We start from the raw sequence: 15333 nt of genomic DNA on the forward strand, positions 1-15333 counted from the left end.
GACCCCGCTCACGCCGCAGCCGGCACGTCGCCCGACGGTCCTTCCCGGACTCCGATCGCACGGGCGGCGGCCACCTCCTGGCGGACGTGTTCCAGGACGCCGTCCTGGGGCCCGGACGGGCCGAAATCCGCCCGGACCTCCTCCAGCACCTCGGAGTCCCGCAATCCCTCGGCCAGCTCCCTCAGCTGACCGAGCACCTGGGTCACCTCCGCCGCAGAAGGCGGAGCCGCACCATGCCGTACCCGGACCCGCGCCGCGGTCGTCGCGTCCACGATGCGCTCGACCGCGACGACGAGGGGCCACCACGCCGCCGCCCGCCTCCCCGTGGGCGGCGGCTCGGTGAGCGCCCGCTGGAACTCCGCGCGGATCACCGACAGGTCCCGGTACAGGCGGCGCCGCATCCGCGCCCGTTCCGCCGGATCGGCCTCGCCGGCGGCGCCGAACGCGCACTCCACGTACGCCGCCGTGTCCGCGACGGCGTCGGCGAGCCGGTCGCCGATCCGGGTGTGCCAGCTCTCCGGCCACAGCAGATAGCCCGCGACGAGCGCGATCGCGCAGCCCATCAGGCTGTCCAGGAGCCGCGGCCACAGCAGCGCGGTGCCCTGGTGGTTGAGGATGTCGGACAGCAGCAGGATCACCGGGGTGATGGCCGCGGTCTGGAACGCGTAGCCGCGCGGGGTGAGCGCCGGGATGAGCGGCGCGAGCAGCATCATCACCGGCACGTCCCACCAGCCGAGCGGTACCTCGGCGAGCACGGCCGCCGCCACGACGAGCCCCGCCGCCGTGCCGAGCGCGCGCAGCACCGCCCGCGAGAACACCGAACCGAAGTCCGGCTTCATGACGAACGTGATGGTCAGCGCCACCCAGTACGAGCGCGGGACGGGCACGAGCGAGACCAGTGCCTGCGCGATGCCGATGCACAGGGCGAGCCGCAGGCCGTAGCGCCAGGAGGCGCCGGACAGCAGGACGGTGCGGGCGCCGCGGCGGGCCCGCACCCGCAGCGCGGCCGGGCGGCCGAGCCGGTCGTCGACGTTCGTGAACTCGCTGTCCCCGGTGCGTGCAGCGACCTCGGCGGCGTGCCGCACCGCGTGGTCGACGGCGCGCGAGGCCGGCCCGTCGGGTTCGGGCAGGGCGGGCGGCACCGCGTCCAGGGGGCGGCCCGAGGCGATGGCGTCGGCGAGGGCGCGGACGGCGTCGGGCACCTGCGGCGGCAGCGGAACCCCGCACTGGTGGGCGGCGGGCGCGGCCTCCACGACGGGTGTCACGGCGTTCAACTGGGCGACGAGCCGGACCAGTTCGGGATTGCGGCCGTGGGTGCGGGCCCGCCGGGCGAGGACGAGGTCGTAGGCCTGGTTGAGCGACTGGGTGACGGCGAGGCGGGTCTCGGCGTACGTGAGGGGGTCCTGGCCCGCGGCTTCGAGGAGGTGGGCGACACCGCGGTACGTCGCCGCGACCGCGGCCCGCTCGGGCACCCCGCCCCGCAACGGCCAGGCGAGCAGCGCGAGGAGCAGGACCAGCGCGCCGCCGCTGGTCATCAGCAGCGGTGCCAGCCACCAGTCGCCCGGCATCGGCAGGCCCGCGCCCACCACACAGTTGAGCAGGAGCAGCAGCCCGGAGACCGAGGCGACCGCGCCGATCGTCGAGATCATCCCGGAGACCAGGGCGACGGCCGTGACGGCGGCGACCGCGAGCCAGCCGTGCCCGTACACCAGCGATCCGATCGTCACGCCGACCGCGCCGAACAGCTGGGGTACGGCGATGTTGAAGATGCGCATGCGGTACGCGTCCGCGGTGTCGCCGATGACGCCGGAGAGGGCGCCCATCGAGGCGAGGGCGCCGTACGCGGGTTGGTCCGTGACCAGGCCGATCGCCAGGGGGGCCGCCATGGCGATCGCGGCGCGGGTGGCTGCCGCCCAGGGGACGGGGGCTCGTTGGGGCCGGAGTGTTCTGACCAGCCAGTCGGGGGGCGTCAGGCGGGGCGGCATATGGCCAGTATGCGATCTTCTGTTGCTGTCACGGGGCTCCGCCCCGGACCCCGCTCCTCAATCGCCGGAGGGGCTTGATTTGGGGCTCCGCTCCTCAATCGTCGGAGGGGCTTGGAGCGTGCAGTGTCAGATCCACCAACAACGCCCTGTGATCCGTGTCCGCCAGTTTCAGGAAGCGGGAGTCCTCCGCCGAGAACTCGGCGCTCACCAGCACATGGTCGATCTGCGTGCCGAGCGCGCCGGGGGCCGACGACGGCCAGCTGGGGGTGCGGGCGTGGCCGGTCAGGCGGGCCGCGTCGCGCAGCCGGCCCGCGTCGAGGATGTGCCGGAACGCGGCGTGGTCCTGCGTCGCGTTGAAGTCCCCGGCCAGGATCGTCGCGTCCCCCGCGCCGTCGGCCGCGACGTCCCGCAGCCGGCCCAGTTCGCGCTGCCACAGCCCGACCTGACCCGGCAACGGCGGCATGGGATGCGCGAGTTGGAGCCGTACCGCGTGCCCCCGTACGTCGGCGGTCGCGCCCGGCATGCCCATCGTCCCGGGCACCGTCGGCGCCGCCTTCAGCGGGAAGGCGCTGAGCACGAGGGAGCCTTCCGAGCCGCCCGCGCGCACCGCCTGCCGGTACGGGTACGCGGTCTCCAGGGAGTTGCGTTCCAGCGTGTCCTGGCAGCCGTAGTCGCATTCCTCGACGAAGACGATGTCCGGCTCGTGCCGGGTGATCGTGTCGATCAGCGCGTCGGTGCCGCGCCCGAACTGCACGTTCGAGGACAGCACGCGGATCCCGGAGACCGGCGGGCCGTCGGCCTCCGCGTCCGCCCCGTACGGCTCCAGGTACCAGGCGAGGGCGCCGAGCGCGACGACGCCCCACAGCATCCCGGTGCGCCAGCGCGCGAGGAGCGCGAGCAGCAGCGCGGCGACGGTGGGGGCGATCAGCCACGGCAGGAAGGCGAGCAGCTGGGTCACGGGGGTGATGCCGTCGCTGTCCGCGGCACGGCAGCCGGCCACCGCGCTCACCCCGGCCAGCAGCAGTCCGGCCGCCCACGCCCCGGCTCTGTTCACCCGGCGGCGCCCGCCGTCCCCGGTCCCGGACCGCAGGTCGCCGGACGCCGCGTCGGTCATCTGCCGCTGGTCCAAAGCCGGGCCTTCCGTAGGGAGTTCTGCTGGATCCTCCCGGAAAGACGGGACGGCGGGCCAGACGGTTGTCGGGCCCGCCGGACTGCCGTCAGGCGGTCTTGGACCGGGCGGCGCGGTCCGGTTCGGTGGCGAGGGCCCAGATGACGAAGACGCCGATGCCGATGGAGATCACCGACCACACGGGCGCGTACGGCAGGAACATGAAGTACTCGACGATGTAGAGCGCCGCCAGGCCGATGCCCGCGCCGCGCGCCCACTCCGAGCCCTTGAGGATGCCCCAGCCGGTGAGCGCCACGAGGATGCCGAGGATCAGGTGGATCCAGCCCCACGTGGTCAGGTTGAAGGAGTAGACGTAGTCGCCGACCCGGCCGTACACGTCGTCCTTGGCGATGCCCGCGATGCCGTTGAGGATCCCGAGGACGCCGCTGACCAGCATCAGGACGCCGGCGAAGACGGAGCCGCCGGTGGCCCAGCCGTTGCCGGGGCCGTCGCCGCGGGTGGGGTCGGGGGTGCGGGCCCGGTGCTGCGCGGACCAGGCGCCCGGGTCGGGGCCCGGCTCCGCTCCGGGGTTCGGGGGCGTTCCGGGGGGTGTCGTCTCGCTCATGGTGGGGCCTCCTCAGTCACGGGAATGCTCGCCCCGGCGCGGACTCGCGGCACTCGGTGTAGGGCCGGACGGGTGACTGCTGCGGGGCGGAGCCCCCGGCCGTGCGGCGCGCGGCCCGCGCGGACCGGCCGGGCCCGAACCGGCCCGTCAGCCACGCCCCCAGCGCCACCGCCGCGCCCACGCCCACGATCACCCAGGACGCCGTCCGCATCGACGACGTCAGCGCGTCGTACACCGCGCCCGCCGCCGCCTTGTCCGCGTCGCTGTCGAGGTCGCCGAGGGTGAGGGAGCGGGCGATCGTCTGGGCGACGAGGAGGGCGGCCGCGCCGAGGGCCGCGCCGAGCGCGGTGGCGGTCAGGGCGCGGCGACGGTGGACGGCCAGGAGCAGGCCCGCGACGGCGAACACGAGGGCGGCCAGGGGCAGCCACAGCCCCGCGATCTGGAGCATGTGGAACACCGTGCGCAGCTGGTCGAGGTCACCGGCCGACAGGATGGTGATCTCGCTGTGGGTGACGGGGATCTGGTCCGCGAACGGCACGCCGTCGTCCTGGAGCTGCCGCTCGACCTGCTCGCCGACCGGGGCCAGGTCCAGGGTGACGGGGCCGGTGCTGCCGTCGTCGAGGGACTGCTGCACGGCGTCGTGGGCGGCCCGGTTGGCGGTGTCCCAGGCCTTGCGGAACGCGGCGGTGTCGGTGAACGAGACGACCGCGTCGTGCAGGTACCGCTCGACCGTGGACTGCAGCGGGCCCACGCTGATGTTCTTCATGATCCCGGTGGTCACCGCGTCCGCGACCGCGTTCTGCACGTCCGGGTCGCCGGCCAGCGGCGCCATCGCGGACACGTAGCGGTCGCTGTCGCCGATCTCGTACTTCGCCCAGGTGGACAGCGTGCCCAGCGGAACCAGGAGACAGGCGAGGACCAGCAGGACGGTGGCGACGACGGTGCGGGCTTTTCGGGTCACCGTCCCAGGCAAGGCCCCGGCCGCGTACCGCGCGACCGGGGTACCTGCATACGGCCTACGGAAGCCCCGGAGGACGGGTCACTTCCGGTTGTACAGCCGCATCGTGACCGGCCCGAACACGGCGACGAGCAGTGCCGCCCAGCCGAGCGACCACAGCACCTCCGCCGTCGGCCAGTCGCCCGCCATCAGGCCGCGCACGGCGGACGCCACGTGCGTGACGGGGTTGTTGTTGACGAAGGCCTGCAGCCAGCCCGGCATCGTCTCCGGCTCGACGAAGATGTCGCTGAGGAACGTCAGCGGGAAGATCACCATCATGCTGACGCCCATCACCGACTTCTCGGTGCGCAGCAGCAGCCCGAACATCGTCCAGATCCACGAGAACGCGAACGAGAAGACGAGGAGCAGCGCCACGCCCGCGAGGACGCCCGGCACGCCGCCGTCCGGCCGGAAGCCCATGATGAGGCCGACCACGAGCATCACGACGGACGCGATCGTGTAGCGCAGGGCGTCGCCCAGCAGATAGCCGACCATGACCGCCGGGCGCCAGATCGGCAGCGTACGGAAGCGGTCGAAGACGCCCTTCTCGATGTCGGTGTTGACCGAGACGCCCGTGTACATCGTGATCATGACGACGGACATCACGAGGATGCCGGGCAGCAGGTACTGGATGTACTGGGTCGGGGAGCCGGCCAGCGCGCCCCCGAACAGGTACGTGTACATCAGCACCAGCATGATCGGGAACGCCGTGACGTCGAAGAGCTGCTCCGGCACGTGCTTGATCTTCAGGATCGCCCGCCAGCCGAAGGTGAGCGCCGCCGACACGGCGCCGGGCCGGGGCGGCCGCTGCGTGGCGACGAGCAGCGCGGCGAGCGAGTCGGCGCTGACCGGGGCGAGTTCCTGGGCGTCGGTGCCGGTGACGGTGGTCATGCCGTCGCCTCCTCGGTGGTCGCTGTCTGGACCGGCTGGTCGGTGAGGGCCAGGAACACCTCGTCGAGGCTGGGCTGGCCCAGGGAGAAGTTGTCGACGGTGATCCCGGCGGCGGTCAGCTCGGCGAGCGCGCGCGAGGCCTGTTCGGCGGCGCCGAGATCGCTGTCGGAGACCCGGGCGGTGAGCGCGACGGGGTCGGGCTCCAGCTGCACCTGCGCGTCGAGCACGAGGCTCAACAGCCGCTCCGCCTCCGGGCGTTGGTGCGCCTCGCGCAGGCGTACGTGCACGGCGCCCGCGCCGACCGACGCCTTCAGCTCGCCCTTGGTGCCCTCGGCGATGACGCGGCCCTTGTCGATGACGGCGATCCGCGCCGCCAACTGGTCGGCCTCGTCCAGGTACTGGGTGGTGAGCAGCACGGTCGTGCCCTGGGCGACGACCGCGCGGACGATCTCCCACACCTGGTTGCGGCTGCGCGGGTCGAGGCCGGTGGTCGGCTCGTCGAGGAAGAGCAGGTCCGGGGTGTTGAGGATGGACGCGGCGATGTCGATGCGCCGCCGCATGCCGCCCGAGTAGTTCTTCACCTGGCGGCCCGCGGCCTCCAACAGGCCGAAGGCATCCAGGAGTTGCTCGGACCGCTGGGCGGCCGCCTTCCTGGCGTGCCCGGTCAGCCGGGCCAGCAGGACGAGGTTCTCGTGGCCCGTCAGGTCCTCGTCCACGGACGCGTACTGCCCGGTGAGGCTGACGCGGGCGCGGACCGCGTCGGCCTCGCGCACCACGTCGTGCCCGAACACGTGTGCCTCGCCCGCGTCGGGCCGCAGCAGCGTGGCGAGCATCTTGACGGTGGTGGTCTTGCCCGCGCCGTTCGGCCCGAGCACGCCGTAGACCGTGCCGGCCGGGACGGTCAGGTCGACGCCGTCGACGGCCCGGTTCTCACCGAACGTCTTGACGAGGCCCGCGGTCTCGATGGCGGGTCCTGCGGTGCTCGTGGCGGTGGTCGCCGTGGTGCCCATGTCGGGTGCCCCTCTCGGTCACGTCACAGAGGAAGACCGGAGGAACGGCGGCAACTCATCGGCGGAGCGCTTCTCCGGTGGAGCACTCGTCCGAACGGGTGTTTCCTGGACGGGGGAGCTAGGAGGCCGATCATGCGCCGCACCACTCCGGCCCTCACCGCTGCCGCCCTGCTGACGGGCGGCGTCCTGGCGGTGACCGCAGCCGCTCCGGCCAGTGCGAACAACGGCGGCGGGGACGTCGTCTGGGGGACGGTCGTCTCCCGATCCGACCTGAATCTGCGATCCGGTCCCAGCACGTCGGACGCGGTCGTCTACCGGCTCGCGCCGGGCAGCCAGGACCGTATCGAGTGTGCGACCCACGGGTCGTCCGTGCACGGCACCTCGGTCTGGTACTGGTTCACCGGCGCCCACGGCTGGGCCAGCGCCGCCTACGTCGACACCGGCGGCCGGGGCGTGCCGAGCTGCTCGACGCCCTGCCCGCCCGACGACGGGCAGCACCAGGGCGGCGACAGCCCGAGCGGATTCTGGTTCCGCTCGGACTACCGCGTGGAGTTCGGCGTCACGTACTGAGCGGCCGGGCCCGCCCCCGCCGCGTTGCGCGACGCCCCCCGAGCGCCGTCAATGGAAGACGGGAAGGGGGGCGCTGGGGGACACCCGGAAAGGAGCCCGTCATGGCTCACGCGGCACCCGCACCCACCCGCTCCGCACCCGGCGGCCGTCCCGCCACCCCGTCCGTGACGACCGTCGCGAAGGTCCTGCCGGTGGTCGTCGGCGCGCTCTACGGGTTCTGGGCGGCGAACATCGCGCGCTTCGGCCAGGAGGTCAGCGGCGGCAACATCGCCCTCGGGTTCGTCTCGGGCATCCTCGTCGCGGTCCTCTGGTTCGCCATCCACCGGTGGTGCACCCAGCAGGGCAGCCGCCACATCGGCCTGCGCGCGCTGGTCTGGGGCGCGTTCGCCGGCATCGCCATCGGCTTCCTGCACAGCCTGTCGAACCCGACCGTCCTGTGGTCGGTGATCCTCGGCGTGTTCGTCGCGGGCGGGACGTTCGTGAGCGTCTACTACCGCTACTACTCGTCCAGCGAGTACGCGCCGGAGCACGTCACGGCCTGACCCCGGCCCGCGCCGCGAGCCGCGGCTCGTACAGGGCGGCGTCGGCCTGGGTGACGTACGGCGCGACGCTCGTCGCGGTCCGCCGGATCACGGTGATCGCCGCGTCGTCGTGGGGCGCCCCGTGCCGGTGCCGGTGCAGGTCCTGCGCGAGGAGCCGCAGCAGCTCGCCGGGCGGCCGCTCGGCGGTCGCCGCCGACACCAGGCGCGGCAGCCGCTCCCGTACGGGATAGAAGACGCCGCCCTCGTCCCGGCACTCGGTGACACCGTCGGTGAACAGCACGAGCGTGTCGCCGGGCCGCAACGGCAGCCGCACCGGCGCCGGCGGCCCGGCGCCGAGCGCGCCCATGCCCAGCGGCAGCCCGGGACGGACGTCCGGGGTGTGCACGCGGCCGTCGGCGGAGACCACCAGGGGCGGCTCGTGCCCGAAGTTGACGATGTCGACGGCTTCCTCGTCCGGCGGGAAGTGCAGCAGCAGGGCCGTCGAGAACGCGTCCGGGTGCTCGCTGTCGTGGATGCTGCGGGCCCACGCGTTGTAGCGCTGCATGGCCGTCTCCAGGCGGCCGGCCACCTCGCCCACGCAGGCCTCGTGGTAGCCGGCCTCGCGGAACGCGCCGAGCAGCGCCGCCGACGCGGACACCGCGGGCAGCCCCTTGCCGCTGACGTCGCCGAGGACGGCGCGGATGCCGTGCGGGGAGGGCTGGAAGTCGTACCAGTCGCCGCCGAGCCGGGCCGCGCGGGCGGCCGGCTGGTAGAAGTCGGCGATGTGCAGCGGGCCGACCCGGTCGGGCAGGGTCCGCATCACCGCGCGCTGGGTGGCCTCGGCGACGTCCGTGACGGCCTGCAGCCGGGCCAGCTGTTCCTCCTTGCGGCGCGCGATGAGCACGCCGAGCAGCCCGCCGGTGCCGATCATCAGCGGCCCGAGCACGGCCAGACCGCCGGAGGGCACGGGGGAGAGCGACTGCAGCGTCATGTAGACGACCAGGAGCACTCCGGTGACGACGGCCGTCGCCATGACCGGCGCGAGGAGCGCCACGGCGATGGGCACCAGACCGAACAGGGCGCGCGCCCTGAGGTCGGCCGGCGTGGCCAGGTCCAGGGTGACGACAGCGGTGATCATGGCCGTGACCAGCAGCACCACGGCACGCCAGCCGCCCGTGGGGCGCACGGCACCGGGCCGGTCCTCATGGGCGGTGGGGGGCTGGTAGTAGCTGCTGGAGCTGCGGAAGGGCATGTCACATAAAGAGTGCAGGGGCGTTCAGCGGACCGAGTAGGGCCGAAGGTCCGTACGCCCCGTGAGATCCGCGTCTCACCGGCCCGCCCCTCAGTGGGCCGGCACTGTCACGAACCGTGAGGTCACGTGCAGGTCGGCGGCGATCGCGGCGCCGGTTGCCCGCAGCGCCCCGGTCCACTCCGCGGTGTCCCCGCGCCCCTGGTGGGCGGTGACGTCGAGCGCCGAGACGACCCGCCCGGCCCGGTCCCGCACCGGCACCGCCACGGACCGCAGTCCGTCCTCGGGCCCGTCCACGACGGCGTCCTCGGCCCCGTCGCGCAGCACCCGCCCGGCGGCGGTGACGTCCGCGGGCAGCCGCGAGCCGACGCCGATGTCGACGCTCATCACCCGGCGCGGGGCGACCCGCGCCGTGCACCGCACCCGGTCCCCGTCGGCCACGGACAGCCCCACGGACTCCCCGACCCGCTCCGACAGCGCGGCCAGATGGGGAGCGGCGATCCGCGGCAGCGTCGTACGGGACAAGGGGGCACACCCCAGCCCGAGCACGCGGGGCGTCAGCCGGTACGTGCGGCCGTCCCGCGCGACATGACCCAGGTGCTCGTACGTGAGGAGAGCCCGCCGAGCGGTGGCCCGCGCCAGCCCGGCCCGCTCGGCGATCTCGCTCAGGGACATCGCGGGACGAGAGGAATCGAAGACGGTGAGCACACTCAGCCCCCGAGCAAGGGAGACAACGGGCGCATCACCGAACCCGCCGGTTCCAGCCCCTCCGGCGTTCGAGGAGCGGGGTCCGGGGCGGAGCCCCGAGGCCTGAGGGAGAGCGGCCAGCACCTGTTCCATCTCAGCGACACACGCCGACAGCCGCCCGCGCACAGCGTCCCGCAACGAGTCCACCCCGTGCCGGCTCGTATGGCTCACCACACTCACCGCACAGACGACACCCCCGCCCGCCCCCCGCACCGGCACGGCCACCGCGATCAACCCGGGCTCGACCAACTGATCGTCCACCGCCAGCGGCACCCCGTCACGGAAGACCAGCCCGGGCGCGGAGCGATCGCCCGGCAGGGAGTCACCCACCCGGAAGCTGATGGACAGTGCCCGCCGCCGCAGCACCTGGTGCACGAAGCGGATGTCGGGGCCGTCGGGGACGGCGAGGGAGACGGACTCGTCGAGGTCGTCGGCGAGCCGGTCGGCGAGCGGCCCGAGCAGTTCGGGCACCCGCAGCGCGTCCAGGCAGGCGTTGGCGACGGCCATGAGGGGCGGCGCCAGCGACGCGTCCCGCCCGTCGAGGCGTACGTGGCCGAGGTGGGCCAGCGTCGCGCAGATCCGGTCGACCGTGGCGCGCGCGAGGCCGCTGGTCCGGGCGAGTTCGGCGAGGGCGAGGGTGCCGTCCGCGTCCGTGAGGCGCCGCAGGACGTCGAGGCCGCGGATCAGCGGGGTGACGGCCTCGGCGGGCGGCTGGGTCACGGACGGGGACGGCACGGGAAGCACGGGGCAACCGTAGACGCTCAGCGGCTCAGGAGTTCCAGGACCCGGTCGAGCGCGGAGGGGGCGAGATGGCGGCGCAGCGCCTCGACGACCTCGTCCGGGGTGGCCCGGCTGTCGATCCTGATTACGCCGTAATCGCGGCCGCGCTTCTCCTTGCGGGCCGGGGGCACGGCCGCGGCGGGCAGTTCCCCGTACTGGCCGGGCAGCTGCTGGTCCTCCCGGGGCAGTCGGGCGATGCGCCGGGCGTCCTCGACGGAGACGCGGCCGTCGGCGAGGGCCTCCTGGAGGTCCTCGCGCAGCTTCATCAGGGACAGCCGCTGCGAGACGAAGCCCTGGGTCTTGCCGATGCGGGCGGCGACCTGGCGCTGCGAGTAGCCGTACGTGGTGATCAGGCCCTGGATGGCCTGGGCCTGCTCCAGCTCGGTGAGGTCGTCGCGCTGGACGTTCTCGATGAGCGCGTCCTCGTCGGAGCGGGTGGCGTCGTCGCGGACCAGGACGGGCACCTCGTCGAGGCCCGCCATCTTCGCCGCGGCGAGCCGCCGGTGGCCGTGCAGCACGACGTACGGGGCCGTGCCGACGGCCTCCTTGTGGTGCGGGTGGGCGGTGACGAACACGGCGGCCGGGACCACGCCGAGGGCTTGGAGCACGCCGCGCTCGCGGACCGTCTCGGCGAGGCCGTCCAGGTCGCGCAGTTCGTGGCGCGGGTTGTCCGGGTTCTCGGCGAGGTCGCCGACCGAGACGGTCAGCGGCTTGGTGTCGGGCCGTTTCCGCGCGACGGGCGCCTTGTCCGCGTCCGCGGTCAGCAGGGAGGACAGATCGGTGCGGCGCCCCATCAGCTGGTCACCTTCTTCTTCGTGCGGGACTTCGTGCTCTTCCTGCGCGCGGGCTTCGGGATCGCGGCGAGCCCCACTTCCAGGGCGAGCCGGAAGAAGTCCTCGCGGGCCTGGAGGGCGACGCGGTTGGCGCCGTACTGGGTGACGACGAGGCCGTCGGCGCTGGCCCGGGTGTGCAGCTTGTAGTGGCGTACGACGGTGCGGGCCAGCGGCCAGCCCTGGCCCTCGACGAAGGCGCGGGTCTGCTCCAGGTCGGCCTTGCCGTCGCGCGGGTCCCAGTTGTTGATGACGACGCGGAACGGCAGGCCGCGCGGCTTCACGACCTTCTCGACCGTGCGCTGCGTCGGCTGGAAGCCGAGCGGCTCGGGCTCGATGGGGACGATGACGTCGGTGGCGTTGGACAGCACGGCGCGCAGCGCGTCGGCGGCGGCGCCCTTGCCGAGGGGGTCGGCGCCGTCGTCCTCGGCGAGGTCGAGCCAGCCCGGGGTGTCGACGAAGACGTGCTGCGCGGACGGGATGCGGGACAGCGCGGCGAGGCCCGCGAGGTCGTCGTGGGCCTGGACGAAGTCGAAGGGCAGGCCCTCGCCGACGCGCTCGGACCACCACACGGCGGAGCCCTGCGGGTCGATGGAGACGGCGACGACCGGCGGGCGTTCGCCGTCGTGCTGGTTGCCCGCGCCGAGGACGTCGGCGGTGACGGCGGCGAGGTTCACGGCGAGCGTGGACTTTCCCACGCCGCCTTTCTGATTGAGGATCACGTGTACGTGGGCCACGAATGCTCCCTCAACGGTGTGTTCGGGGCGGATGTTCGTGGTCACTGTGGCAGCGCGGCGCCCGTGGGGCCGGGTGTACACGCCGTTACGCGGTGCCGTTGATGTCCCAGATGTCCGGCGGGACGAAGTGTTCGCGCAGACCTTCGGGGGAGAGGGTGTGCGCGCCGATCTTGTGGACGCGCAGCGACAGGACGGTGTCCGCGATCCGCAGGCCGGGCGCGATCCGGGTCACTTTCTCGGCGTACTCGTGGAGTTGCTCGACGCGGCGCAGCCAGCCGCACACGAAGAGGTTGTGCGGGCCGGTCACGGCGGTCACGGTCCGGGTCTCGCGCATCCGGGCCGCCGCGGCCGCCACCGACGCGATCAGGTCCGGCGGTACGTCGGCCCGGATCTGGTACCAGACCGGCCGTCCCGAGACGCGCGGCGCCGACTCGGTCAGGGCCAGCAGCTCCCCGGCCGACTCCATGCGGGCGAGGCGTCTGCGCACGGTCGACTCGCTGGCGCCGCACCGCTTGGCCAGGGCCGCGACGCCGAGCCGGCCGTCCTCGGCGAGGGCGAGCAGCAGCCGCTGGTCGGCGGTGTCGGGCGGTGCGAGGGGTCGCGGGACGCGGTCCACGCGCGGGTTCAACTCCCTTACTCTGTGCTGCTGTCGGGGTGTGAGCTGGCCCAACGGCGGCTGGGTGGCGGCCCGGTACACCGACGTGATGATGTGGGTGCGGGTGGCCCGCACGCCGGGCAGGCGGTGGACGCGCCCGGTGAGGTAGCGGTCGAGGGCGGTGAGGTCGGCGCACGCCACGTAGAGGACGAGGTCGGCGTCCCCGGTGACGTGCTGCACGGTCAGCGTGACCGGGTCGGCGGCCAGCCGGGCCGCGGTGTCCGGGATGCTGCCCACCGCGCACTCGACCTGGATCCACGCGCTGCACGCCGCCGGGCTGCCCGCGGCCAGCGCCCCGGGCAGCACCCCCGACCAGGCGTGCCCGTCCCGGGTCAGCCGGGACCAGCGCCGGGCGAGGGTGTCGGCGGAGGGACCGAGCGCGCCGGAGAGCTGGGCCCAACTGGCGCGCGGGGCCAGCTGAAGTGCATGGATCAGGGCGAGATCGGCCTCGGAAACGGCGGATTCCCGTGTGCGCACCGGCTCTCCTCGGTGGTTGTCCCGGTAACCCCCGGGCGGAGCGTCGAGCGGCGCGAACATGGGCCTGGGGCATATGCATTCAATCGGGCGTCCTTGCCCAAGACCATTAAGCCTGCCCCGAATCCGGAATGCCGGGGGAACGGTGACATGAGGTGTGACAGCGTGGGCGATGTGACGATGCGGAATCTCGTCGGGCGGAGCCGCGCACTCGCCGCGCTGCTCACCGCCCTGGCGACGGCCCGTCTGGTGTCCCTGACCGGGCTGCCCGGCGTGGGCCGCACCCGGCTCGCCCGCGAGGCCGCCGCGCAGCTGACGTGCGAGGTGGTGTGGGAGTCCGGCCGCGGGTACGAGCCCGACCTGCTCGACGGGGTCGCCGCGCGGCTGCGGCACCGGCTCGGCGGGCGGCGGGGGGCGCTGCTCGTGCTCGACGACTGGGAGCGGTTCGGCGGCGCCGGGACGGCGTTCGTGGCGGGGCTGCTCCAGGACCTGCCGGGCCTGACCGTGCTGGTCGTCGCCGACCGCCCGCGCCATCTGCGCGGCGAGTGCGTCGTCGCGCTGCCGCCGCTGCCGGTGCCGCCCGTGGGCTGCGCCGGCCCGGAGGCGGCCCGGTACGCGGCGGTGGAACTGGTCGCCGCGGCGCTCGGCGACGACGTGGTGGCCGAGCACCCCGGGGCGGTCGCGGAGCTGTGCCGCAGGTTCGGCGGGGTGCCGGGCCCGCTGCTCGCGGCGGCGCGGGCCTGGGCGGCGGACGGGCGGACCGGCGACCCCCACGCCCTGCCCGTGGACGAGGCCGAGGTGACCGCGGCCCTGCGGGCGTACGAGAACTGTTCCCGGGTCGAGCGGCTGCTGTGGCGGCGGCTCGCCGTCTTCGAGGGGAGCTTCGGGCGGGACGCCGTACGGGAGGTGTGCGGGTCGGGTTCGCTGCCCGCCACGGAGGTGCTCGGGCTGCTCGACCGGCTCGCGCCGCAGCTCCTGGTCCGCGACGGCCCCGACCGCTACCGCCTGTTACCGCCCCAACGAGCGGTGGGTGCACGGGAGTTGGACGTCCTGGGTGAGCGCTGGGCCGCGGTCCTGCATCACCGCCGGTGGGCCGCCGGGGTCGCCGCGCAGGCCGCCGAGTGGTGGAGCGCCGGCCGCCAGGACGAGGCGCGGGCCCTCGCGCTGCGCGAACTCCCCGATCTGCGCACCGCGATGGACCCGGCCACGGCACCCCTCTCCCCGCACGTCGAGTCGGGCACGGCGCTGGAAGTGGTGCTCGGCCTGTGGTTCCTGTGGACCGCGTGCGGCCGCACCGCGGAGGGCCGCGACCGGCTGCGGCACGCCCTGGCCCTGCACCGGGACGCCCCGCCGGGCCGCGCGCTCTGGCTGGCCGCCTGGCTCGAACTCGACCTGGGCGCGCCCGAGGCCGCCGACCCGCTGCTCGCCACGGCGTGGGCGGCGGCGGTACGCGAGGGCGACGACCACTGCCTCGGGCTGCTCGCGCATCTGCGCGGCGCGGTCGCGCTGCGGCAGGGCCGGGCGGACGCGGCCGCCGCCGAGTTCCGCGAGGCCATCGAACTCCTCGGCGACGTACCCGACTTCGGCCCAGGACCCGCGCTGTGCCGGGCGTCCCTGGCCCTGGCGCTGGTCCGCACCGACCCCGAGGCGGCCCTGGAGACGGCACTGCCGGGCCGGTCCGTGCCGGGGCGGATGCGGGACGGCTGGGCGGAGGCGTGGCTGCGGTACGCCCGGGCGGAGGTGCTGCGCTGGGAGGGGGACGTGGAGGCCGCGCGGTATCTGGTGGTGTCGGCGCTGCGGACGCATCTGGCGTACGGGAGTGTGGTCGGGGCGGTGTGTGCCGGGATGCTCCTGGCGGACGTGGTGGCGGTCGGGGGCGACGGGGTTCTGGCGGCGCGATTGCTGGGGGCGGTCGATGGGCTGGGCCCGGTCTCCGGTTCTGGCTCCGGTTCTGGCTCTGGTTCTGGCTCTGGTTCCGCGTATCTGGATCCTGTGCGGCGTCGGTGCGAAGGGGCGGTGGCGGGGCTCGTGTCGGGGCGGCGGTGGGTGGCCGCGTACGAGGAGGGCGGGCGGTTGGGGCTGGCGCATCTTGTGAGGGTGCTTTGAGGTGACGCTTGCGGGTGCGGCCCGGTGGGGCTTCTCGCGCAGTTCCAC

14 protein-coding genes are annotated in these 15333 nt (G+C 74.1%); 3 read left to right on the forward strand and 11 right to left on the reverse strand.

From position 1 onward, the window contains the following. Positions 1 to 8 precede the first annotated feature (8 nt). The 6 genes from ACVHNB_RS00525 to ACVHNB_RS00550 all read right to left on the reverse strand — a co-directional run bounded on the left by ACVHNB_RS00525 (position 9) and on the right by ACVHNB_RS00550 (position 6616). A complete protein-coding gene (locus ACVHNB_RS00525) occupies positions 9 to 1985 on the reverse strand; it encodes an FUSC family protein (protein ID WP_456227178.1) in 1977 nt (658 codons plus the stop codon). Positions 1986 to 2079: 94 nt separating this feature from the next. After that, entirely contained in the window at positions 2080 to 3099 is a 1020-nt protein-coding gene (locus ACVHNB_RS00530) for an endonuclease/exonuclease/phosphatase family protein (protein ID WP_456227179.1), read from the reverse strand. A 103-nt stretch (positions 3100 to 3202) separates the two neighbouring features. Further along, complete coding sequence (locus tag ACVHNB_RS00535) at positions 3203 to 3718, reverse strand: DUF7144 family membrane protein (protein WP_428953476.1); 516 nt, start codon at positions 3716 to 3718, stop codon at positions 3203 to 3205. Between the two features lie 16 nt (positions 3719 to 3734). After that, complete coding sequence (locus ACVHNB_RS00540) at positions 3735 to 4679, reverse strand: hypothetical protein (protein ID WP_456227180.1); 945 nt, start codon at positions 4677 to 4679, stop codon at positions 3735 to 3737. A gap of 78 nt (positions 4680 to 4757) precedes the next feature. Further along, positions 4758 to 5606 carry an ABC transporter permease gene (locus tag ACVHNB_RS00545; RefSeq protein ID WP_428953474.1) on the reverse strand — a complete coding sequence of 283 codons (849 nt, stop codon included), beginning with the start codon at positions 5604 to 5606 and terminating at the stop codon, positions 4758 to 4760. Next, positions 5603 to 6616 (reverse strand): ATP-binding cassette domain-containing protein, encoded by a 1014-nt coding sequence (locus tag ACVHNB_RS00550; protein ID WP_456227181.1) that lies wholly within the window; start codon positions 6614 to 6616, stop codon positions 5603 to 5605. Before ACVHNB_RS00550 ends, ACVHNB_RS00545 begins: the two co-directional genes overlap by 4 nt. Before the next feature lie 132 nt (positions 6617 to 6748). On the opposite strand from ACVHNB_RS00550, the gene ACVHNB_RS00555 reads away from it, so the two are divergent. Both ACVHNB_RS00555 and ACVHNB_RS00560 read left to right on the forward strand, forming a co-directional pair. Beyond that, a complete protein-coding gene (locus ACVHNB_RS00555) occupies positions 6749 to 7186 on the forward strand; it encodes an SH3 domain-containing protein (RefSeq protein WP_456227182.1) in 438 nt (145 codons plus the stop codon). A gap of 101 nt (positions 7187 to 7287) precedes the next feature. Then, the gene (locus ACVHNB_RS00560) at positions 7288 to 7728 is read left to right on the forward strand and encodes a hypothetical protein (protein ID WP_428953471.1); all 441 of its coding nucleotides are present in this window, start codon (positions 7288 to 7290) and stop codon (positions 7726 to 7728) included. On the opposite strand, the gene ACVHNB_RS00565 is transcribed toward ACVHNB_RS00560, so the two are convergent. The 5 genes from ACVHNB_RS00565 to ACVHNB_RS00585 all read right to left on the reverse strand — a co-directional run bounded on the left by ACVHNB_RS00565 (position 7718) and on the right by ACVHNB_RS00585 (position 13182). Then, complete coding sequence (locus ACVHNB_RS00565; protein ID WP_456227183.1) at positions 7718 to 8959, reverse strand: PP2C family protein-serine/threonine phosphatase; 1242 nt, start codon at positions 8957 to 8959, stop codon at positions 7718 to 7720. The genes ACVHNB_RS00560 and ACVHNB_RS00565 overlap by 11 nt on opposite strands. 90 nt (positions 8960 to 9049) lie before the next feature. Beyond that, positions 9050 to 10447 (reverse strand): IclR family transcriptional regulator domain-containing protein, encoded by a 1398-nt coding sequence (locus tag ACVHNB_RS00570; protein ID WP_428953469.1) that lies wholly within the window; start codon positions 10445 to 10447, stop codon positions 9050 to 9052. A gap of 17 nt (positions 10448 to 10464) precedes the next feature. Then, entirely contained in the window at positions 10465 to 11277 is an 813-nt protein-coding gene (locus tag ACVHNB_RS00575) for a ParB/RepB/Spo0J family partition protein (RefSeq protein WP_428953468.1), read from the reverse strand. Further along, entirely contained in the window at positions 11277 to 12050 is a 774-nt protein-coding gene (locus ACVHNB_RS00580) for a nucleotide-binding protein (protein ID WP_428953467.1), read from the reverse strand. Before ACVHNB_RS00580 ends, ACVHNB_RS00575 begins: the two co-directional genes overlap by 1 nt. An 85-nt stretch (positions 12051 to 12135) precedes the next feature. Next, a complete protein-coding gene (locus ACVHNB_RS00585) occupies positions 12136 to 13182 on the reverse strand; it encodes an Lrp/AsnC family transcriptional regulator (RefSeq protein WP_456227184.1) in 1047 nt (348 codons plus the stop codon). 162 nt (positions 13183 to 13344) lie between these two features. Between ACVHNB_RS00585 and ACVHNB_RS00590 the strand changes: the two genes are divergently transcribed. Then, the gene (locus ACVHNB_RS00590; protein WP_428953465.1) at positions 13345 to 15285 is read left to right on the forward strand and encodes a hypothetical protein; all 1941 of its coding nucleotides are present in this window, start codon (positions 13345 to 13347) and stop codon (positions 15283 to 15285) included. Positions 15286 to 15333 lie beyond the last annotated feature (48 nt).

This window comes from Streptomyces sp. YJ-C3, from assembly GCF_053891275.1.